This window comes from Nitrospira sp. Nam74 (genome assembly GCF_965152615.1).
Map to the genome: position 1 here is coordinate 1205425 of NZ_OZ224220.1, position 19871 is coordinate 1225295.

Consider the following 19871-nt stretch of genomic DNA (forward strand, 5'->3'; position numbering starts at 1 on the left):
CGTGTAGCCACGCATAACGAGGTACGAGGACAACCACATGCAGAAAGCGAAAGTCGAGTTAGTCGTCGGAATATTCGTGGCAATCGGTCTCGTCTGTCTTGGGTATCTGTCGATTAAGCTCGGCAAGCTCGAGGTCGTCGGCGGTAATCAGTACGACGTCGAAGCGGAGTTCGATTCTGCGTCGGGCATTAAAGCTGGTGCAACGGTGGAAATTGCCGGTGTGGAGGTGGGGCGGGTACGGACCATCAAGTTGAAGGATGATCGGGCCATGGTGCTCCTTGCCATTCACGATGGTGTGAAATTGTATACGGATACCATTGCATCAATTAAAACGCGCGGCATCATAGGAGAGAAATTTATGGCGTTGTCTCCTGGAGGTGGTGGAGATCCATTGAAACCTGGAGATAAAATACGCGACACGGAATCCGGTGTCGATTTGGAAGAATTAGTAAGCCAATTCATTCATGGAAACGTCAAGTGAGGAGGACGGCGACTGTCAGACCGGGTCGAGCGGCTCGCACAAGGACCCTGGTCGATTTGAAAAGGACTGCGTCTGAGGCGGCTCGGTATCATCGCGGCGCACAGTGGAGGCTACTTCCGCCGTTATCTCTGCGATGGTGTAAGGGGGAAACATGCAAGCAAGACCGATGAAGCAGACGTTATTGGTATGTGGCCTGACCATTGCCATATGTGTGTTGTCGTTCAGTATGCCATTGGTCGGCCTCGCGGCGAGTGCGACGGATTCGGTCAAGAGGACGATCGATCAGGTAGTGCAAATTCTTCAAGATAAGGAGATGAAGAAGCCGGATCGAGCCGATGAGCGGCGTCGGCTGATTGAAAAGACGATTGGAGATCGATTCGGTTGGGAAGAAATGGCCAAGCGGACGCTAGGTGCGCAATGGGCGAAGATGAACGAGAAACAACGCCTGGAATTCGTGGATTTGTTCCGTACGCTGCTGACGAATACATACATCGGGCGGATCGAAAGCTATTCAGGCGAGCAGATTCAGTATGTCAATGAACGGCTTCAGGACGGATTTGCGGAGGTCCGCACCAAGGTATCTTCCGGCAAAACCGAGTTTCCTATGGATTATCGCCTCTTGAACAAGTCCGGAGACTGGCACGTGTACGATATCGTGCTGGATGGGGTCAGCCTGGTGGCGAACTATCGCGGACAGTTCAACAAGATTATCCATTCCTCCGGTTATGATGACCTCGTGGAGAAGTTGCGCACGAAATCGGAAAAAATCACGCCCCCGTAAGGACCCCTGGCTCCCGTCATGATTCTTGCCTTGTGCCGCTCGGTCCTTTTTCTGTTACTGGTTTCGATCGGGCCGATCGGCGGCTGGGCTGTGCCGTTCACGGTACGGGCAGATGTCTCGTACTTTCCCATCCCCTCCGTCTCCACCTCAAAGAATGACGGCAACGATGCCGGATTTATCGTGCCGACCCTCGTAACAACTCCGCAAGGCGAATTGCGGTATGTGATTGCCCCTATGTTTGTGGTCAACTCCATCGTCGGTGCGCGCGGCTCGTTGAACCTCTTTCGCTATGAGCCCGGCGGACGCGAGCTGCGATTTATTGCGTCCTATACGGAAGAAATTGAGCGGAAGGTCGTCTTCAGCTATACGGATCCTGCATTCAGGAATGGCCGATATGCGATGACCTTCGGCGGGTCATTTTTCAAAAATGCCACCTCGCGCTTTTACGGGATCGGCCAGGAAACCCCTTTAAGTGATCAAACCAACTATACCGCACGGGAGGTTCGCGCGAACTGGAAATTTGGCGTGTATTTGAACGAGGTCACCCAGATTGCGCTCGGTGAACGATACCGCGAAGTAGCCGTTCAGAGAGGAGCCACGAATCTTCCATTCTCTGCCGAGGAGTTTCCCAATGTTGTCGGGATGCAGGGAGCCGCTATATTTGGTCATCGTGCGACCTTTCATTACGATACGCGCGATAGTCTCGTCGTTCCCACGGTCGGGTCTCAAGTTACTGCATACGCCGAATTGAATCAGAATCTGCGCAATGGGGATCATCCTGTCTATTCTCGCTACGGATTGGAATTGAAAAAACTCTTCCCGAGCGATTCGAAACGCTTGATTCTGGTGGTCCGAGGTGAATTGCAGACGACATTTGGAACCCAGGTGCCGTTCTACGAACTCAGCTCGTTGGGCGGACAGAATAACTTGAGAGGGTATGGGGTCGACCGGTTCATCGATAACCATTTGGCCGCCTTAAGCATCGAGGAACGAATCCACGTGATGCGGATCCGCGTCATGAACGTGATCGCCGATTTTGAAGTAGCGCCATTTGTCGATGCCGGCACTGTATTTCCTTCATTCCGTTCGCTGAGCAGCCGCCAACTCAATGATTATAAAATCACTCCCGGGATTGGATTCCGCGGCATCGTGCGACCGAACATCGTCGGCCGATTGGATTATGGGTATAGTACAGAAGGCGGTGCCGTCTTCGCCGGGCTGGACTTTCCGTTCTGACCGCCAAAGACCATCGATCCTTTAGGCGTAAATGCTTGACAACACAGGTATGATATGGGACACTGCATCGTCCCCTCGTGAGGCTCGTGCTACCATACGTTCTTCAGTCACACGCAACCGTGTTTCAAACCCCAACACTAAATAAATAGCCATTTTCCCAGGAGTGAAACTATGTCGCTGCTGAAGACGATTCACAGCCCGATGGACTTGAAACGTATGGCTCCGGAGCAATTTCCACAATTGTGTCAGGAGATCCGCGAGGAAATTCTGTCAGTTGTCTCTCATGTTGGTGGGCACTTGGCTTCCAATCTCGGTGTGGTCGAACTGACGGTGGCCTTGCAATATCTGTTGGATACTCCCCAAGATAAGATTGTGTGGGATACCAGCAATCAGGCCTATACGCATAAGTTATTGACCGGACGACGCGAGCAATTCCATACCCTTCGTCAGTATGGTGGGTTGAGCGGTTTCTGTAAGCGTGAAGAAAGCGTCTACGATACCTTCAATGCAGGCCATGCCGGCACGGGAGTCTCTGCAGCTTTCGGAATGGTGGAAGCGCGAGACCAGCTCAAGCAATCACATAAAGTGGCGTGTGTCGTCGGCGATGGAGCATTGACTTCAGGGATGACGCTTGAAGCGTTGCATCACGCCGGCGGGCTGGCTAAGGATTTTCTCGTCATTCTCAATGACAACCAAATGTCGATCTCGAAAAACGTCGGATCGATTTCCGCCTATCTGAACCGTACGTTCACCGGCGAATTTTACACGCGGATACGAGAAGAAACGGTTCAATTTCTGCAAGCGATCCCTCAGATCGGGCAACCAATGCAGAAGATGGCCAAGCGGGCGGAAGAGTTGGCCAGAGGGCTCATTTTGCCGGGACTCTTGTTCGAAGAGCTGGGGTTCCGGTACGTAGGGCCTATTGACGGTCACAATTTCGAACATCTGCTGCCGACATTGGAGAATGTGCTGAAGCTCAAGGGACCGGTTCTGTTGCATGTCATCACGAAAAAGGGTTTGGGCTATGAGCCCGCGATCGAAAACCCAGTGTGGTTTCATGCCTGTCCTGCGTTCGTTCGAGAGACGGGACAACCGGCCAAGAAAGCCGCACGGCCAAGCTACACAGCGATCGCGATGGACAGCTTGGTGAAGCTGGCGCGACAGGACGAGCGCATTGTGGCCATCACAGCCGCTATGTGTGAGGGCACGGGGCTCAATGTGTTCGAAAAAGCCTTTCCAGATCGGTTGTACGATGTGGGGATTGCCGAACAGCATGCAGTCACCTTCGCAGCCGGTCTCGCGACGCAAGGCATGCGCCCCGTTGTCGCCCTGTATTCGACGTTCCTTCAACGGGCGTACGATCAGGCCGTGCATGATGTCGCCACACAAAACCTTCCCGTGACATTCTGTATTGATCGGGGCGGTTTGGTGGCGGAAGACGGGACGACTCATCATGGTGCGTTTGATATGGCTTTTCTCCGTCATGTTCCGAACATGGTCGTGATGGCGCCGAAGGATGAAAATGAATTGCAGCATATGATGAAGACCGCCCTTCAATATGAAGGCCCTGCATCGATCCGGTACCCGCGGGGCGTGAGCCTTGGTGTTGAAATGGATGCAGAGCCGGCCGCCTTGCCCATCGGGCGAGGCGAGCTGTTGAAAGAGGGGACTGATGTCGCCATCATCGCGATCGGTGTCACCGTCTGGGAAGCCTTCAAGGCCGCTGAGCGCCTGGAACAGGACGGCATTTCGACAACGGTTATGAATGGTCGGTTCGTCAAGCCGTTAGATGCCAATCTCATCGGTGACGTGGCGAAAAAGGTGCGGTATGTCGTGACCGTTGAGGAAGGGGCACGAATGGGAGGGTTCGGCTCGGCAGTGCTCGAAGCGCTCTCGGATCTTGGCCTCACTCATCTCCGCACGAAGGTGCTTGGACTTCCCGATTGGTACATTGAGCAAGGTCCTCAAGATCTTCTTCGTGAACGCTATGGATTGACGGCAGACGGCATTTTTGAAAGTGTGAAGGAATTGGTCGCACAGGAAGTCACGGGCCACCGTTCCACTTCCGCGCGTGGAAACCTTGCGACCGCCGGCTTCACGCAGAAGCGAGAGTCATTGGGAGACGAGCAGGGAAGTTAATCCCTGGCATCACGGTATGTACATCACACGACGCAAGACCAGGCAGATCCGAGTCGGGAAGGTCAAGATTGGCGGCGATGCGCCCATTTCCGTGCAGTCCATGACGACGACCGATACGCGGGATGTGACGGCAACGGTAGAACAAATTCGACGGCTGGAGGAAGTGGGCTGCGAATTAATCCGCGTGGCGGTGCCCGACATGGAAGCGGCCGACGCGCTTCCCAAGATTAAAGCCGAGATGACTGTACCGCTCATTGCCGACATCCACTTTGATCATCGCCTGGCATTGAAGGCCGCCGAGGTCGTTGATTGCGTCCGGATCAATCCCGGGAACATTGGCGCATGGTGGAAAGTCACGGAAGTGATCAAGGCCGTGAACGATCATGGTATTCCACTGCGCGTTGGGGTCAACGGCGGGTCGTTAGAACGGCACTTGCTTGAAAAGTATGGATATCCAACGGCGGAAGCGCTATCCGAATCGGCGCTGAACGCGGTCCATGCACTCGAGGATGTCGGCTTTACCAACATGAAAGTCTCGCTGAAGGCGTCCGACGTACATATGGCCATCGACGCCTATTATCTCTTTTCCCAGCAATCGAACTATCCGCTGCACATCGGAATCACTGAAGCGGGGACCGCGATGACCGGGGCGGTCAAGTCTGCGATTGGATTAGGATGGCTCCTTTCGAGCGGCGTGGGTGATACGCTTCGCGTGTCATTGGCGGCGGATCCGGTGGAAGAAGTGAAAGTCGGATTTGAAATTCTGAAGTCGTTGGAACTTCGGCATCGCGGGATTAATGTGATCGCCTGTCCCACATGCGGTCGGGTCGAGATCGATGTCGTCCGTATGGCCAACGAGCTGGAAAAGCGTCTCGGGCATATCAAAACGCCGCTCAATGTTTCCGTGCTCGGCTGCGTTGTCAACGGGATCGGTGAAGGCAAAGAGGCTGACATCGGCATTGCCGGTGGTGAAGGCGTCGGTATTCTGTTTAAGAAAGGCAAACTCGTCCGCAAGGTACCGATGGCCGAATTAATGGAGTGTCTGATTCAAGAGGTGGATCAGATGGCCAAAGAGAAAGAAGCTGAAGACACCGATTCGATGCCGTCGAGCAATGGACGACATGCCGGCTTCACCTGGGATCCCACGGATGCGCCCATTCCATCCACGTTGGGTCGCGAAATTCCTGTCCTTCAGAACAAACGCTAATCTCTTCTCGCACTTTTTTCGCGCCTTGTTTTAATTTCCAACACGCCGTTATAATGCCCGCCATGGCGCCGTACCCAAGTGGCTAAGGGAGCAGTCTGCAAAACTGCGATGCGGCGGTTCGAACCCGCCCGGCGCCTCCACCTTTACACCTCACTCGTGCCTTTGTCATGCGCGGGCGGAACGTCTTTCATTCAACACCGTCAACACCATCCGAAACGTTTATACAGGCAGGCCCAGAATCGGGAGCCCGGCCGGCACGCTCATCGTAAAGACCTGCGATAGGAGCGCTAACCGTTGCTCGGTAGCCGGGCGAGGCGCCGTTTCTGGTGCACCCTACGTTTCTGCTCTATTCTCGCAGAGGCGCATGTTCCTGTGCCTGGGGGCGGCTAATCCCGTTTCGCTTGTGATTTTCGACTCGCGTCCGAGGGGCCTGCGGATGTGCCTAAACCCTCGTTCTTAGATTGCGAGGTCGGATTAGATGTTGGATTCGCCACACCCTCGAGAATGCGCAGTCGTTCCCGAAGCCCCAGCAGTTCGGTCTTATAGCTCTCTCGTAAGATGTCCGTGAGTCGTTGGACTTGCTGGTCAAGAGACGTCGCGAGAGGGCTCAGGCCTCCGACGGTAGTCTCAAAGCTTTGATGGTCTGTAAGCAGACGCTGTTGGAGTTCAAGATCGGTCTTCAGAGACTCCACTAAGCGTTTCGTTGACCGGTCCAACCCTTCATAAGACCGTCCCATGGACTCGACGTTGGAATAGATCACGGTCTTCAGAGCATCCACTGACTTGGCGAGATCTTCCTGGCGTTTGTCTTGGGCGCGTTGAATGGATTTAATGTCTCGGAGTTCTTCTTTCATCGTGGCAGTGAGCGCGTCCAATTTCCGCGTCACTGTATGATCTAAGCGCTCCATATCACTCGTCGTGGTACAGGCCGATAGTCCTCCCAGGAGAAGTATGACCATTAGGCGGGGAAACTGTACTGGGATCTCCATATTTCCTCCTACAAGAATCATGAACACAGTATAAGGGCGGAGAAGCGAAGATTCAGTCGGTTGAAAAGGGCTCCAAGGGGTAAAATCAACTTACGTAATGCGACCTTCATTGTTACGAGTACGGTGGTCGATGCGATGGTGTGGCATGAGTTGCACGTAGGCCTCTCGCCGATAGCGCGATCTTTCCCGATACCTCTACACTGAATCATGCCGCGGAAACTTCAGTCTGCCAGTATTTCATTCGGCCTGGTCACCATTCCCGTCGATTTATTCAGTGCAGTCTCAGATCAGGATATCCATTTCCACCAGGTGCATGGGAAGTGCGGCTCCCGCATCAAGCAACAGCTCTTCTGTCCGACGTGTGAGCGTGTGGTGGAACGTAGCGAACTGGTGAAAGGTTACGACATTGCAAAGGGGAGTCTCGTCACCTTCACACAGGAAGAATTAGAGAAACTAGAAGCGTCAGAGTCTGCTAGTCTGGAAATTTTACAATTTGTTCCATTGATGTCCGTCGATCCAATCTATTTTGAGGACACGTACTTCTTGGGACCTCAGAAAGGGGGAGAGAAAGCTTATCATCTTTTGGCGCAAGCGATGGAGCAGACCCAGCGCGTGGCGCTGGCGAAATTTGTCTGGCGGGGCAAGGAAAATTTGTATCTCGTCAGGCCGGCACAGGGTGGGCTCATCTTGCATCGTATGTATTACGCCGATGAAGTGCGCGACTTTGCCGAGATCTCCAAGGGACAAGGCACCATCACCGAACAAGAGATGAAATTAGCCACGCAACTGATTGAAACCATTTCTCAGCCGGAGTTCACACCGAACGCCTTTCATGATGAATATCGCCTGCGTGTTCTCAATATGATCGAGCAGAAAGCAGAAGGCAAAGAAGTGACCATTCAGCCGAGGGCCAAACCAGCGCCCGTGCTTGATCTCATGCAAAAGTTGAGAGAAAGCCTGCAGCAAGCGGGGACAAAGCCACAAAAGCCGGTTGTGGCCCTTCCCGCCGAGCGACCATCTCGTAAGAGGGCGAATGCCGGGAGGAAATGATTCCTTCCTATACGACGGATGACGTGCTCCGCATCCTGCATCTTTCCGCCGAGACCTTTCGCGCCTGTCTCCGTGCCGCTTCATATCCCTCCCAGCGAACGTCGAGACAGCCGCGCTTCTCCTTTCAAGATTTGCTCATTCTTCGTACCGCCAATGGTCTGCTGCAGGCCGGCATTCCGGTTAGCCGTATCCGAAAGGTTCTTGCTTCTCTGAAGCGACAATTGCCCGACGATCAGACCCTGTCGCATGTGAAGATTTATGCCGATGGCCGGCGTGTCGTCGTGTGGGACGCCATGGGACAATGGCAACCGGATTCGGGGCAATTCCTGCTGAATTTTGAAGCCGAGGAGGTAAAGCGACCGGCAAATATCCGGACGCTACCGGGTCGCCGCCACGCCACGCAAACTCGACTGACTGCACATCAGTGGTACGAACGGGCGCTCGAATTGGAGCAGGATTCACCGGAGGAAGCGTGCCGTGCCTATGAAGAAGCGGTGAAGGTGGACCATACCCTTGTCGAAGCGCATCTCAACCTTGGCCTCTTGTATCACATCAATGGTCAGCTAGACCGGGCAGAAGCCTGTTATCGAAGCGCGATCCAACACGGACCCGGCGAAGCACTGGGGCATTTTAATTTGGCCGGCGTGCTCACGCAGAAAGGGGATCGGCACGGGGCCATTGCGGCCTATACCAGGGCAATAGAGTGCCAACCCGATCTGACTGAGGCGCACGAGCAATTAGCTCTGCTGTACGATGCCGAGGGGAATACGACAATGGCGTTTCGCCATGGATCTGCCTCGTATCAACTCAAAAAATCGCATGCGCGCCATAGCCGCCCTTCTCTTCGACGCCCACCTCACTCGCCGACCTGACCATAGGGTACAGAAGCCTCAGGTCATGCCAAGCCGATGCTCGTGCTCGGCACGCTGAACGTAGTTGCGGGTCGCACGGATTGTCATGAGTATCAATCAGTCAAAAATTAACCGTCGTCCGTTCAGCATAAGGAACAACTGTCGAAACTTCATGGGCGCCTAATGATCGACGAGAAAGGTTATGGACGCGTGGAGTACTGAATAAGGACAACGGGTAGCTAGCTTACATGGCCTGCGTCATTTTTCGAATGACGTGAACTTGAGACTGCGTTAAGAAGAGCGCCTGCTCCATTAGGCCTTTCACCTTTTGGAGGCGTGCACCGTCCAACGCGTGCAGGCTTTGATCGATGTCACGTGATGCGACGAGGGCGAGGTTTTCGAGCTCGGTCATTTGTGTCGCGAAATCTTTCAGCAACAGATGCATTTCTGCACGGTGATGTCGAAGCCCATAGGTCTCCAGTGCCCGTTTGACGGCCAGAGCCACGACTTCTCCTTGGAATGGCTTGTACAAACAATCATAGGCTCCGGCTTCAATCGCACGAGTAGTAAAGGTCATTTCGCCGTGTCCAGTCATCAGCAGGACAGGCGTTAAGGGCAGCAGTCGTCGAGCTTCGCGCAGTATTGAAAATCCATCCACAGCGGGCATCTTAAAGTCACAAATGATCGCCCCGTAGGGGGTCGTCGTCATCCGTGCAATAGCATCTTCTGGAGATTGGCAAAGATCGATCTGTAGGGATGGCACACGAAGTTGAAGCGCGACCGGGAGCGCTTCGAGGAGGGCCGGATCATCGTCGACAATCAACAGTCGGTTCTCATGATAAGTACGGTCGGAGCCATGGGTGAGAAGCCCGCTTAGTGTGCGCCGCTTTGCCAGCGCAACAAAGCAGTTGACCTTCGCCTTGATGATGTTTGGTGCCACCGGCCGAAAGAGAAAATCGACTGCACCGAGCGCATAGCCTTTTTGAATATCCAGTTCATCCTGATGATAGGCTGTCAAAAAGATAATAGGGATGTCATGAGACTTCTCTCGTGCCCGGATGAGCCGCGCCGTTTCGTAGCCATCCATAGTGTCCATCTTGACGTCCAAGAGGATGGCGGCAACATCTTCTTTTAAGAGGATTCGGAGAGCTTCATTTCCGGAGAGGGCAGTGAATATGATTCGATCAGGACCGTCAAGGAGCGCTTCAAGAGCATTCAGATTGGCCTGGTTGTCATCCACCACAAGGATGTTGACCTTATCCGTCGATTGACTCGTGTGCTGCTCGGTGGCGATCATCGTGAGGCTCTGGGGAACAGGAAAGGTCTCAGAAGCTAGCAAAAGCGAACGTAGAGCACAATAGGACATGAGATTACGTAGTCTTTGTCGAATCAGGGTATGTTGGGGCACCTGTCACCGGCATGCAGCCTTTGTTACAATCAGCAATAGATGAATATGTTCGCAATGAGGAAAGGGGAGTACCGATGGCCGTGCAAGTCTACGGATGCAATCATGTAGCAATTGAGGTCGATGATGCTGAAAAGGCTGTGAACTTCTACTCAGACGTATTTCATTTGGAGATGCTGCGGGGCGGGGAAGGGGCGGCATGGTGCAAATTAGGTGAACACCAGTTCATGGCCATATTTGAGGTGGAAGAGCTTCGATCGGACCGCGTGAAACATTTCGGACTCATGGTACGTGATGAGGATCAGATCAGCGAGGTTCGTGAAAAAATCACGACGAAGTATGGGCTTACCCTTGAACCGCATTTCCGTTGTGATTTTAGAGATCCCTGGGGTAATCGGATTCAGGTGGTTGATCTCCATGATGAATCCCTAGTCTGGTTACTGCCCTATGGCGAAGTGCAAAAGGCCGGGATTACATTTCAGACATAACGGCAACCCCGGGGAAGAGCGATAAGCCATGGGCGGCCTTATTATCTTATTGACGGCGGTGGCCATGATTGGGTGCAGTCGGTTTACTCTCGAGGGTCTGAACCACGAGCAGGCCTTCCAGGCCAATGGTGCAGATGAACGCTCGGAGAGTAATCTCCCCGCAATCAAAGCCTTGCTGGCCCGAGAACGACAACTGTTCCATGCCGTATCCACACGGACCAACACGACAGAGAGCAAGTTGTCATTACAGTCGTCGTCGACGGGCGAGCTTGCCCCTTCATCAGCGTCTCCAACATCAAGTTCGGAAGAGGTGGCATCGGCTCCCCTTCGCCTGCTTTTGCCGACTCTCCACCCAAGCACAACGGCATCTCAACAGGCGCTGCAAGTCCAGGTTCCGGTGCCTAGGACAAGATCTTCGGCCGACTATTCACCACAGAACCGTCCCCTAGTCCCGCCCTATACCTTTTTCGCTCCGACCGGGTCAGCGTACCCCGGCACTATCCGGTGTGTGCCGGATTATCTTGGCGGGCAGCGCTGCCATAATGCTCCTTAAAACATCTCATTCGGATGTGCCGCTAACCAATCTGTCAAGCCGGGAAGGCGAAAGGACAGGAATTGTTGAACTTTTGTGCAAGCGAGCGACGTGTCGGCAGGACGAGGTGGTCCTGAATAGGTCAATCGCGAGGTCGGTTCAAGTTTTGGGCGGAGCTGTGGCCAGCGTTGAGCAACTAATTGGCCGATTTGCCACCGCGACAGTCGTTCAGTTCCTGCAATATGGTACAGACCTGCCTGATTCTGCTCAATCAATTCCCATACAGCTCGGGAAGTCACGCGGGCGGCGATAGGGCATCGAAATTCATCCGTGAATAAGCGAGTCGTGCGGCCGGCTTCCCAGGCTCGGCGCAGTTCTTCATTGAATCCACGGTTGCCGTTCGGTGAGGTGCCTCCGTTGAGCCCCGTGCGAATGACCGTGTGTTCGCGGTTCTTTAACACGGCACATTCTGCCGCTACTTTCGTTTCGGCATACACACTGAGTGGGTTGACGTCAGCCGTTTCATCATAATGCCCGGCACGTCCATCGAATACTAGGTCGGTTGAAAAGAAGATGAATCGGATCTTCCGTGCCAGCTCCGCCAGTCGTAGGGTCATCTCGACATTTAGTGCCCAAGCCTGTGCGGGATCGCGCTCACACGCGACTGTGCTCGCTAATGCCGCGCAGTGAAGAATCACGTCGGGTTGAATGGCCTCAAACGTCTGGCGAACAGTGGTCCCGTCTGTAAGATCGACCTGGTGTCGCGTCGTTCCGTAGGTCTCCCAGTGTGGAGGCGCAGACTGTAGGAGCGCACTGCCGATAAGTCCACCTGCGCCCGTGATCCATGCACGCAAAGGTTCGGCGCCTCTCCTTCCATTCGCGGTGGTTGAGGGAAATCGGATATGCATGGGTCGAAATATACTAGAAAAATGCGATATCCTATAGTATGTTGTGCGGCAGTCGCGCAGGTGCGTATAGGCGCCGAGAACCTAAAGGATGACAATATGGCTGTACCCATTTCTCAGATGTACACGGTGGCATCGTATGTATTGACTCAGAAAATGAGAGGGGTGAAGCGCTATCCTCTCGTCTTGATGCTGGAGCCGCTGTTTCGCTGCAACCTGGCCTGTGCCGGCTGTGGGAAAATCCAATATCCTGATCATATTCTCGATAAGCGCCTCACTCCGGAGCAGTGCTGGGCAGCGGCTGACGAATGTGGCGCGCCTATGGTGAGCATTCCTGGCGGAGAGCCACTCATTCATCCTGAAATGCCCCAGGTCGTCCGAGGATTGGTTGAGCGCCAAAAATATATCTATCTCTGCACCAATGCGATTCTGCTGGAACGGAAGCTCGACGAGTACACGCCGTCAAAATACCTGACGTTTAGCGTTCACATGGATGGCCTGCAGGAAGAGCATGATCACGCCGTCTGTCGGGATGGAGTCTATGATGTGGCCATCAAGGCCATTCAGGCGGCTCTGAAGCGGGGGTTTCGCGTCACGACGAACACGACGTTGTTCGACGATGCAAATCCCGCCCGCGTGCGCACGTTTTTCGATGAGATGATGAAGCTTGGCGTCGAAGGGATGATGATCTCTCCGGGGTACAGCTATCAGAAGGCTCCCGATCAAAAGAATTTCTTGAAACGCAGCCGGACGCATCAACTCTTTGCGCGTATTTTGGGCGATCGCAAGCGGACCTGGCGGTTTAATCAATCCCCGCTGTTCTTGGACTTCTTAATGGGCAAGCGTGAATACCAGTGCACGCCCTGGGGCAATCCGACGTACAATATCTTCGGCTGGCAGAAGCCCTGCTATCTTCTCCAGGAAGGATATGTCGCAACATTCCAGGAACTGCTGGAGTCGACGAATTGGGATGGCTACGGAACCGGGCGAAACGACAAGTGCGAAGACTGCATGGTGCATTGCGGCTACGAACCGTCGGCAGTCACCGATACCTTTGGATCATGGTCGGGCTTCGGTCGTACAGTGAAATTGACGCTGATGCCGAATGGCCGCTGACGGCCATGGTAAACCTTCCGGCTTTCTTTCCATGACAACGCCGCATCATTTTCCTTCTGACTCCGATTCTCTCGAAGGCCATGTTTTCCGGCCGGCCACGCACGCCGAGTTAGTGGAAGCCGTCGAGCAGGCATTCGATTATCGGGGGGATGTGTCCCTTGAATTGGCCTCCGGCTATACCGTCGAGGGGTATGTGTCAAATCGCGACGCCCATGCCCCTCAGCCGTTTCTTCAAATATTTCCGAAAGACGAATCGGCATTGCGATCGATTCGCTATGCTGACATTCAAGCCATTCGCTTTACCGGTAAAGACACGGCCTCGGGGAAGTCATGGGAGGCCTGGGTGGCCAAAAAAGAGGCGCAGCGCCGGGCGGAGGCCGAGGCGGCTTCCAGGGCGGCCAAGGCACGCGGGCATCTGTGATTCGACTCTCCCGCCTTTACCGCGTAACTACGTATATGTTTTTTGTATAGACAAACATGGAAATGTCCTTAAGAAAACAGATGCTTGCCGATAGTGTGCAATTATTGACAAAGAAAATCATCTATGTTAGAAGGGTTCGCCCGAAAGCCATGGGTCTATGTTTGTGGCGCGCAATTCCGGCGGTTCTGGCAAGCATCACAATTCGGAGGTGCATGATATGACCCCCGGATTGCTTCGAGTGCCGGCTTTACAGGGTATTTTTCTGATGGTGATCGGTTTGGAAATGGTGGCACTCACACCTCTTGTGCAGGCAGAGCACGAGGTCGATCATCGCTTCATCGTGGAAGGATATGTGTGCGCCGAGGATGGAAGGTCCATGGCGAACCAAGAAGTCATGGTGAAAGATACGCGCATACCGCTGGGCAAGACGACCTATACGGATAGCGATGGGTTTTATACCGTGACGTTGCACTTGCACAATGAGAATCAAGGCGATCCCATTCTTGTGGCTGCTGGCGACCGCGAACAGCGACTCACGGCTAAGTTCGATCCAAAGGATATGAAAGCGGAGCGCAAGATGGTCGTCAATATCGGTGCGGGGTGTGAGGGGGCACATTCGGGTTCTAGGCAGTGGGTCTTCTACAGTCTCGGTCTTGGTTTAGCCGGTGTGGCCGCCTTTGCCGGGGCCAGGATGATTCGGAAACAGCGTCGGCCGATAAAACGAGGTAAGGGTCAACGGAAATAACTCGATTCTATCGGATGCCGTTCCTCGGATCGCTGCTTCGATAGTGAGTCTGACTGCTCCGGAACTGGTACAGTCGCACGTTGTCAGGTGGCGCTTTTGCTCCAGGCCTGGCCTGAGCGAAAGCGTTTTTTTGTTAAAGATGATACCAAGCGGAAAATATTTTAGGATGATGCGGTGTAGGAGAAAGGAGTTGGTGGCCAGAATGAAGCGTTTAGCGTGGACACAGAGAATGCTGTTGCTCGGTGTGGCAGGAGTCGGCTTGACCATCGCAGGATGCGGCGGTGAAGGAGGTGGCGAAGGCCCCATTGTGGCTCCGCCGGAGCCTCCGGCAGAGTACGCCGATAAGCATATGCCGGCCGGTTGGTGGGCAGATGAATCCAAGGCCGAGGAAGGGCACAAGCTCTTCATTGGCGCAACCAATCCAGACGTGAATTGCGCCAGCTGCCACGGCAAGGACGGCAAGCCGGTTAAGGCCGGGGCGCGCGATTTTCGAGTTGCCGATCGCATGAAGCTGTATTCCGATTCCGTGTGGTTCTGGCGGATTTCGGAAGGCGTGCCCAATACCAAAATGAAAGCATGGAAGAGCAAGCTCTCTGAGGAAGATCGCTGGAAGTTGGTCCTCTTTGAGCGAAACTTCGGACTCAAGGGAATGGAATACGATCCAGCGAAAAAGCAATGGGTCTCAATTGGCAGCGCCGCTCCAGCGGCAGCCAGTGCAGCACCTGCTGGGGGAAGCACAGCGCCGGCGACTCCTGCGGCTGAAGGCAAGTAATATTTCCATTCGCGTAGGGGACGGTAGGATATGAAGAACCGTTGGCGTCAGACTCTCCTGGTTATATTCGGCATGTTGGGATTGCTCGTCTCGCTTGGGACTGCGGCCTATGCGCAGGTCCCGAGCGCCCCGACCGTTGAGTTTCCTTATACAGGGAACCGGACGGCGGTATGGATTGTGGCGCAGCTTCATATCCTATTTGCCGGTTTTATTCTCGGTGCCCCCATCTTCATTGTCATTTCAGAATGGCTGGGGTATCGAAAGCAGGATCCGCGTTATGATCGGTTGGCCAAGGAGGTGACAAAAGTCACCGTTATTCTATATAGCATGACGGCCCTAACGGGTGGCTTGTTTATTTTCGTTCTGCTGGCGACCTATCCTCAGTTTACGACCTGGTTAATCAATCACTTCTTCCTCATTTTCGCCGTCATCTATCCCCTGCTCTTCATTGCTGAGACGATCGTGTTGTATCTGTATTTTTATTCCTGGGATGCACTCAAAGGGGAGAAAAAGGGGCGCCATATTGCAATCGGCGTCTTGTTGAATCTGATCGGCACCATTACGCTCTTCATCATCGATGGTCCGACGTCCTTCATGAACACGCCGGCCAAAGCCGCAGAGGGTGTCTCCCTCGTGGACTTTATTCAAACTGCTTCGCTCTGGGACAAGATTTTCAACTATAGCTGGATCCCCATGAATCTGCATCGGCTGGTAGGAAATGTCACCTTCGGGGGATTCATTGCCGGCCTCATTGCCGCGTATATGTACATGGGTGCGAAGAAGGAAGAAGACAGGGCGTATTACGACTGGATGGGTTTTGTCGGCAATCTAATTGGTGTGGGAGCCCTTTTGTTTCTTCCGTTTATGGGCTATTTGTACGCCTATGAGCTCTGCGATTACGATGCCTCTATCTGTCCTTATATGATGGCCGATCAATTGTCGATGTTTTTTGAAATGCAGGGCGCCATGGTCGGCCTGATCTTCCTCGGGAGTAACTATTACATTTGGCTCAGCATGAAGCGTGTTGAAGGGGTGGAGCGAGTCCGTATGTCGCTGTTGACGGTCCTCGTGATGGTCGCCCTGCCCTTCGTTATGACGTATACGTGGACCCTCTTTCCTGCTCCTGACCCGATGTCCTTGGCCGTCCTTATCCCCTTGATTCTGGTCCCCGTGCTGTTTGGGCGACTTGTGCCGCTCACTGTATCGTCCCGCACGGTCATCAAGGTCGGCTTTTTGATGGTGGTGATCGGCAATGCCATTTGGATGACGCCACACGGATTCGTGGCCACTCAAGCGCTTGCAACGGAACATCTCGAATTGCCGGCCGATTGGAGCTGGCTTGCGCTCATGCCGGCGAAAAACTCGGCTGCCTTTACCCTTGTGTTCGTGACGGTCGTCAACTACATCCTCTATAATCGGGCCATTCGTCAGGGTACGATCGTGTGGGGAAAGATCGATTTTACCGCGCAATTCGTGCTCGTCTTTCTGGCGTTCAGTATGATCTGGACGATGGGCCTGATGGGCGCAATTCGATCCTTATTGCGGAAGTACTTTCATGTGTATAACTTGATCCCGGACTTTACAGCCGAATCGTATACGCCGACCCTATCCTATTCGGCATGGACGGTCACCGGTATTACCCTGGCATTCTATCTCGTCGTGAGTTTTGCCATTATTGTGACGTTGCGGGCCACTGATGCCAAGGCGGTTGTTCCTGAAGGAAAGCCGGTGCCGGCTGGGGCAAAGTAAGCGCGGCCTGATTTCATTCATTATTCATATTCGAGGCAGGCATGAAAAACGTCATCAAAAAAACCATTGCCGGGATCGTCATTGGCGCTATCTTAGTTGTGCTCGCCAAAGTACTTTCGTTTCCTCCTGTCTTTCAGGTGATGTTTTTTGGGTATGCCATCTTGGGCGCTCTGGTGTATATCCTCTTGGATGCCCCGTCCATGCGTCCTCTGGGTGGTGTCAAGGCCATCATCGGTCTGATTGTTTTTTACGCCGTCGTATCCACGGTCTATATCGGTGGTGCCTCCTTCCTGCCGCAATTTGACCCAGAAGATGAAAAGGGCAAGATTGAGAAGCTGCTGAAGGCCAAGCGTGCGGCCACCGAGCAGGGCAAGGCGGAAGAGTTGCTGGTTCGTGCGAAAGCGCTATCCGAGAAGGCCGACGCCTTGATGGCCCGTCTGCAGGCTGTCGGTGGGGAAGCAGCGGTTGCCGGCGCTTCCATCTCAGCCAATGGTGACAAGCCGGCCGAGGGTATGCCCGCGACAGGCGGTGGCGGCGATCTCGTTGCCCTTGGGAAAGAGCAATGGAACCTTCAGGAGTGCTACAACTGCCATAAGTTGTTTGGCGAGGGCGGTAAAAAGCGCGGCCCTGAACTCGATAATATCGCGAGCCTCATGACGCCGGATGAAATTCGGGAGAAAGTTCTCGATCCGCAGACCTGGATGGCTGAAGGATTCGAAAAAGAGTACGAAAAGAAAAAGATGCCGGATAAATATAAAGAGCTTATGGAAGAGAAGGACATCAACGCACTCGTGGCGTTCCTCGCGACGCTCAAAAATCCTTCCGTCAACACTCCGAAGCCCATTAAGAAGAAGTAAGATGCAACCGAAGCTCAAATCAAAGGTTCGTAGTGCCGACCGTGACGTGGGAGAAGTCACCCGCGTCATCGTCGATCCAATCACTCATGACATTAGCCACATTGTGGTCGGTGGCAATGGCGCGGGCACGTTGGAGCGTCAAATTCCGATGACGGACGTGCAGGTCATCTCCGACGACCTGGTCCAGTTCAAAGGAACCCCCGCTGATCTGGAGAAATTTCCTCCACTGAAGCGCGACGAGTATGTGACGACTGATGAAGTGGAGATCGCGCATCTCGAGGATCATCTCCACGTGGAGTGCGGTGAGGTCCTGGTCCCGGTCCCGGAGCTTGAAAAAGACGTCAAGCGCAGGACCTTCTTTACAAATTTTACCCATGCGATCGGGGTGCTTATCTCGCTCCCGCTTATCTTCCCCGTGCTCAAATATCTGATGAAGCCGATGTACGCCCCGTTCGACAACCATTGGCTGAAAATCGGCAGCGTCAACAAAATCAAGGCCGAGGATGTCGGCGTCCAGTTCAAATACAAAAAGAAGTTTAAGGAAGCCTTCATGCCGGAGGCTGAGATCGATAAGAATGTCTGGATCCTCCATGCTTCGCCGAAAGTCTTAGACTCCGTCTATAAGGGCAAGGACATGGACTTTCACGACCCCAACGGAAACGTGATCTGGACCAATAAGAAGGACGTTCCCTATGTCGCCTTCTCTGGAAAGTGTCCACATTTGGGGTGCGGCTATAAGTGGCGGTCACACAAGGTGCTGGGCCAGGTGTTTCTCTGTCCGTGCCACCTCAGCATTTACGATGCAGCGGGTAAAGTGCTGGATGGGCCGGCCCCGCGACCGCTTGATCCGCTGCCCATCCGCATTGCTGCGAGTGGAGACGTGGAAATTATCGACATGGAGTTCAAGGCGGGCACGAAGGCGCAAGTTCGGATCGTCTAGGCCAGGGGAGGCGATGAGCCTTTAGCGTATCGAACTCCTCCTTCATCGCTGAATATTGTTCGTTCATCACGGTGTGTTAGGGTGGTGTCTTGATGGAAGTGGATCGTTCAATTACGGCTCAGCCGAGCGCTGTTGAAAAAGTCGTCGCGTTCGTGGATGAGCGTGTCGGCCTGAAGCATATTCAGGCCAAGATGCTGAACGAGCCCGTGCCGGGAGGCTCGCGGTGGGCCTATGTCTTCGGCTCGGTGCTGCTGTTTATCTTCATCATGCAGGCCGTAACGGGCATCTTATTGATGTTCTATTACGTCCCGAGCGCTGATCATGCCTATGCCAGTACGCAGTATATCATCCATGAGGTGGATTACGGCTGGTTTCTCCTCAGCTACCACTTCTGGGGGTCTTCGGCCATGGTCGTCATGGTCTTTGCCCATATGTCACAAGTCTTCTTGTGGGGAGCTTACAAGAAGCCGCGCGAAATGGTCTGGCTGGTTGGGCTTGCACTTTTCGGCATTGTGATGGGGTTTGGGTTTACGGGATACCTGCTGCCCTGGGACCAGCGCGCCTTCTGGGCGACGACCGTCGGTGTCGAAATAATGGACAAGACCCCCATCGTGGGGGATTTCCTCGCTCGATTCTTGAAGGGCGGGCCAACCCCGGGACAGATGACCTTGAGCCGCTTCTTCGTGATCCATGTCATGGTCTTGCCGGCGACCCTTATGGCGTTGGCGGGCCTACATATCTTCTTATTTAGAAAAGCGGGCCCGGCCGGACCATTCCGAGGCAGCCACGACGAACTCAAAGCCAAGACCGATTATTTCTTCCCCCGCCAGATATGGAAAGACATTGTCGCCATGGGAGCGGTCTTCGTGACCATCTGTAGTCTAGCCTTTATCGAGCCCGTTGTGCTTCTTGAAGAGGCGACACCAGACCCGGGTGAATATCATCCTGAGCCGGAATGGTATTTTCTCTTTCTCTTTCAATTATTGAGGCTGAGAGTCTTTTCGGGCGAATTTGGGCAGTTCCTGGGCGCAATCGCTCTTCCGGGAGCGTTCATGCTGCTCTTAGCGTCCCTCCCATTTATTGACCGCAATCCGGAACGCAACATTTTTCGCCGGCCGGTGGCCTTAATCGGTTGGCTTGTCGTGATGATCGGAATTCTTGTCTTTACCGTGTCGGCCATTATTAATCGTGAGTTTTTGGAATAATT

Annotated in this window: 20 protein-coding genes and 1 tRNA gene; 18 read left to right on the forward strand and 3 right to left on the reverse strand. The window is 53.8% G+C overall.

What is annotated here, in order from left to right; all coding sequences use genetic code 11:
- Positions 1–37: 37 nt before the first annotated feature.
- The 6 genes from mlaD to ACWHYZ_RS05830 all read left to right on the forward strand — a co-directional run bounded on the left by mlaD (position 38) and on the right by ACWHYZ_RS05830 (position 5984).
- Positions 38–481 carry an outer membrane lipid asymmetry maintenance protein MlaD gene (mlaD, locus tag ACWHYZ_RS05805; protein ID WP_447986339.1) on the forward strand — a complete coding sequence of 148 codons (444 nt, stop codon included), beginning with the start codon at positions 38–40 and terminating at the stop codon, positions 479–481.
- A 151-nt stretch (positions 482–632) separates the two neighbouring features.
- Positions 633–1262, forward strand: a complete 630-nt coding sequence (locus ACWHYZ_RS05810; RefSeq protein WP_447986340.1) for an MlaC/ttg2D family ABC transporter substrate-binding protein — start codon at positions 633–635, stop codon at positions 1260–1262.
- Positions 1263–1280: 18 nt separating this feature from the next.
- Complete coding sequence (locus ACWHYZ_RS05815) at positions 1281–2498, forward strand: BamA/TamA family outer membrane protein (RefSeq protein ID WP_447986341.1); 1218 nt, start codon at positions 1281–1283, stop codon at positions 2496–2498.
- 171 nt (positions 2499–2669) lie between these two features.
- Positions 2670–4637, forward strand: coding sequence for a 1-deoxy-D-xylulose-5-phosphate synthase (gene dxs, locus ACWHYZ_RS05820; RefSeq protein WP_447986342.1), 1968 nt, complete (start codon positions 2670–2672; stop codon positions 4635–4637).
- Positions 4638–4653: 16 nt separating this feature from the next.
- The gene (gene ispG, locus ACWHYZ_RS05825; RefSeq protein ID WP_447986343.1) at positions 4654–5844 is read left to right on the forward strand and encodes a flavodoxin-dependent (E)-4-hydroxy-3-methylbut-2-enyl-diphosphate synthase; all 1191 of its coding nucleotides are present in this window, start codon (positions 4654–4656) and stop codon (positions 5842–5844) included.
- A 64-nt stretch (positions 5845–5908) separates the two neighbouring features.
- Positions 5909–5984 (forward strand) — tRNA-Cys (locus tag ACWHYZ_RS05830).
- 246 nt (positions 5985–6230) lie between these two features.
- On the opposite strand, the gene ACWHYZ_RS05835 is transcribed toward ACWHYZ_RS05830, so the two are convergent.
- A complete protein-coding gene (locus ACWHYZ_RS05835) occupies positions 6231–6833 on the reverse strand; it encodes a hypothetical protein (protein ID WP_447986344.1) in 603 nt (200 codons plus the stop codon).
- Positions 6834–7040: 207 nt separating this feature from the next.
- Between ACWHYZ_RS05835 and ku the strand changes: the two genes are divergently transcribed.
- Both ku and ACWHYZ_RS05845 read left to right on the forward strand, forming a co-directional pair.
- Positions 7041–7883, forward strand: a complete 843-nt coding sequence (ku, locus tag ACWHYZ_RS05840) for a non-homologous end joining protein Ku (RefSeq protein ID WP_447986345.1) — start codon at positions 7041–7043, stop codon at positions 7881–7883.
- Positions 7880–8755, forward strand: coding sequence for a tetratricopeptide repeat protein (locus tag ACWHYZ_RS05845; RefSeq protein WP_447986346.1), 876 nt, complete (start codon positions 7880–7882; stop codon positions 8753–8755). Before ku ends, ACWHYZ_RS05845 begins: the two co-directional genes overlap by 4 nt.
- Positions 8756–8978: 223 nt before the next feature.
- Here ACWHYZ_RS05845 and ACWHYZ_RS05850 read toward each other — a convergent pair whose 3' ends face one another.
- Complete coding sequence (locus ACWHYZ_RS05850) at positions 8979–10031, reverse strand: response regulator (RefSeq protein ID WP_447986347.1); 1053 nt, start codon at positions 10029–10031, stop codon at positions 8979–8981.
- 185 nt (positions 10032–10216) lie between these two features.
- Here ACWHYZ_RS05850 and ACWHYZ_RS05855 point away from each other — a divergent pair, with 185 nt between their 5' ends.
- Both ACWHYZ_RS05855 and ACWHYZ_RS05860 read left to right on the forward strand, forming a co-directional pair.
- Positions 10217–10627 (forward strand): VOC family protein, encoded by a 411-nt coding sequence (locus tag ACWHYZ_RS05855; protein ID WP_447986348.1) that lies wholly within the window; start codon positions 10217–10219, stop codon positions 10625–10627.
- A 28-nt stretch (positions 10628–10655) separates the two neighbouring features.
- The gene (locus tag ACWHYZ_RS05860) at positions 10656–11180 is read left to right on the forward strand and encodes a hypothetical protein (protein WP_447986349.1); all 525 of its coding nucleotides are present in this window, start codon (positions 10656–10658) and stop codon (positions 11178–11180) included.
- Here ACWHYZ_RS05860 and ACWHYZ_RS05865 read toward each other — a convergent pair.
- Entirely contained in the window at positions 11177–12013 is an 837-nt protein-coding gene (locus tag ACWHYZ_RS05865; protein ID WP_447986350.1) for an SDR family oxidoreductase, read from the reverse strand. The genes ACWHYZ_RS05860 and ACWHYZ_RS05865 overlap by 4 nt on opposite strands.
- 150 nt (positions 12014–12163) lie before the next feature.
- Between ACWHYZ_RS05865 and hpnH the strand changes: the two genes are divergently transcribed.
- From hpnH to ACWHYZ_RS05905, 8 genes are all read left to right on the forward strand, one after another.
- Entirely contained in the window at positions 12164–13180 is a 1017-nt protein-coding gene (gene hpnH, locus ACWHYZ_RS05870) for an adenosyl-hopene transferase HpnH (RefSeq protein WP_447986351.1), read from the forward strand.
- Positions 13170–13601 (forward strand): hypothetical protein, encoded by a 432-nt coding sequence (locus ACWHYZ_RS05875; protein ID WP_447986352.1) that lies wholly within the window; start codon positions 13170–13172, stop codon positions 13599–13601. The genes hpnH and ACWHYZ_RS05875 overlap by 11 nt, the downstream gene beginning before the upstream one ends.
- Before the next feature lie 217 nt (positions 13602–13818).
- Positions 13819–14346, forward strand: a complete 528-nt coding sequence (locus tag ACWHYZ_RS05880; RefSeq protein ID WP_447986353.1) for a carboxypeptidase-like regulatory domain-containing protein — start codon at positions 13819–13821, stop codon at positions 14344–14346.
- A 202-nt stretch (positions 14347–14548) separates the two neighbouring features.
- The gene (locus ACWHYZ_RS05885) at positions 14549–15118 is read left to right on the forward strand and encodes a c-type cytochrome (protein ID WP_447986354.1); all 570 of its coding nucleotides are present in this window, start codon (positions 14549–14551) and stop codon (positions 15116–15118) included.
- Positions 15119–15148: 30 nt separating this feature from the next.
- On the forward strand, positions 15149–16867 hold the full coding sequence (locus tag ACWHYZ_RS05890; protein ID WP_447986355.1) for a cytochrome ubiquinol oxidase subunit I: 1719 nt from the start codon (positions 15149–15151) through the stop codon (positions 16865–16867).
- Positions 16868–16908: 41 nt separating this feature from the next.
- Positions 16909–17724 carry a c-type cytochrome gene (locus tag ACWHYZ_RS05895; RefSeq protein WP_447986356.1) on the forward strand — a complete coding sequence of 272 codons (816 nt, stop codon included), beginning with the start codon at positions 16909–16911 and terminating at the stop codon, positions 17722–17724.
- A 1-nt stretch (position 17725) separates the two neighbouring features.
- Positions 17726–18664: a QcrA and Rieske domain-containing protein gene (locus ACWHYZ_RS05900; protein WP_447986357.1), complete on the forward strand. Its 939-nt coding sequence runs from the start codon at positions 17726–17728 to the stop codon at positions 18662–18664.
- A 92-nt stretch (positions 18665–18756) separates the two neighbouring features.
- A complete protein-coding gene (locus tag ACWHYZ_RS05905; RefSeq protein ID WP_447986358.1) occupies positions 18757–19869 on the forward strand; it encodes a cytochrome b in 1113 nt (370 codons plus the stop codon).
- Positions 19870–19871: the final 2 nt, after the last annotated feature.

Excerpts from the sequence above, each read along its gene's own strand:
- mlaD (WP_447986339.1), top strand. The coding sequence starts at position 38 with ATGCAGAAAGCGAAAGTCGAGTTAGTCGTCGGAATATTCGTGGCAATC.
- ACWHYZ_RS05810 (WP_447986340.1), top strand. The coding sequence starts at position 633 with ATGCAAGCAAGACCGATGAAGCAGACGTTATTGGTATGTGGCCTGACC.
- ACWHYZ_RS05815 (WP_447986341.1), top strand. The coding sequence starts at position 1,281 with ATGATTCTTGCCTTGTGCCGCTCGGTCCTTTTTCTGTTACTGGTTTCG.
- dxs (WP_447986342.1), top strand. The coding sequence starts at position 2,670 with ATGTCGCTGCTGAAGACGATTCACAGCCCGATGGACTTGAAACGTATG.
- ispG (WP_447986343.1), top strand. The coding sequence starts at position 4,654 with ATGTACATCACACGACGCAAGACCAGGCAGATCCGAGTCGGGAAGGTC.
- ACWHYZ_RS05835 (WP_447986344.1), bottom strand. The coding sequence starts at position 6,833 with ATGGAGATCCCAGTACAGTTTCCCCGCCTAATGGTCATACTTCTCCTG.
- ku (WP_447986345.1), top strand. The coding sequence starts at position 7,041 with ATGCCGCGGAAACTTCAGTCTGCCAGTATTTCATTCGGCCTGGTCACC.
- ACWHYZ_RS05845 (WP_447986346.1), top strand. The coding sequence starts at position 7,880 with ATGATTCCTTCCTATACGACGGATGACGTGCTCCGCATCCTGCATCTT.
- ACWHYZ_RS05850 (WP_447986347.1), bottom strand. The coding sequence starts at position 10,031 with ATGATCGCCACCGAGCAGCACACGAGTCAATCGACGGATAAGGTCAAC.
- ACWHYZ_RS05855 (WP_447986348.1), top strand. The coding sequence starts at position 10,217 with ATGGCCGTGCAAGTCTACGGATGCAATCATGTAGCAATTGAGGTCGAT.
- ACWHYZ_RS05860 (WP_447986349.1), top strand. The coding sequence starts at position 10,656 with ATGGGCGGCCTTATTATCTTATTGACGGCGGTGGCCATGATTGGGTGC.
- hpnH (WP_447986351.1), top strand. The coding sequence starts at position 12,164 with ATGGCTGTACCCATTTCTCAGATGTACACGGTGGCATCGTATGTATTG.
- ACWHYZ_RS05875 (WP_447986352.1), top strand. The coding sequence starts at position 13,170 with ATGGCCGCTGACGGCCATGGTAAACCTTCCGGCTTTCTTTCCATGACA.
- ACWHYZ_RS05880 (WP_447986353.1), top strand. The coding sequence starts at position 13,819 with ATGACCCCCGGATTGCTTCGAGTGCCGGCTTTACAGGGTATTTTTCTG.
- ACWHYZ_RS05885 (WP_447986354.1), top strand. The coding sequence starts at position 14,549 with ATGAAGCGTTTAGCGTGGACACAGAGAATGCTGTTGCTCGGTGTGGCA.
- ACWHYZ_RS05890 (WP_447986355.1), top strand. The coding sequence starts at position 15,149 with ATGAAGAACCGTTGGCGTCAGACTCTCCTGGTTATATTCGGCATGTTG.
- ACWHYZ_RS05895 (WP_447986356.1), top strand. The coding sequence starts at position 16,909 with ATGAAAAACGTCATCAAAAAAACCATTGCCGGGATCGTCATTGGCGCT.
- ACWHYZ_RS05900 (WP_447986357.1), top strand. The coding sequence starts at position 17,726 with ATGCAACCGAAGCTCAAATCAAAGGTTCGTAGTGCCGACCGTGACGTG.
- ACWHYZ_RS05905 (WP_447986358.1), top strand. The coding sequence starts at position 18,757 with ATGGAAGTGGATCGTTCAATTACGGCTCAGCCGAGCGCTGTTGAAAAA.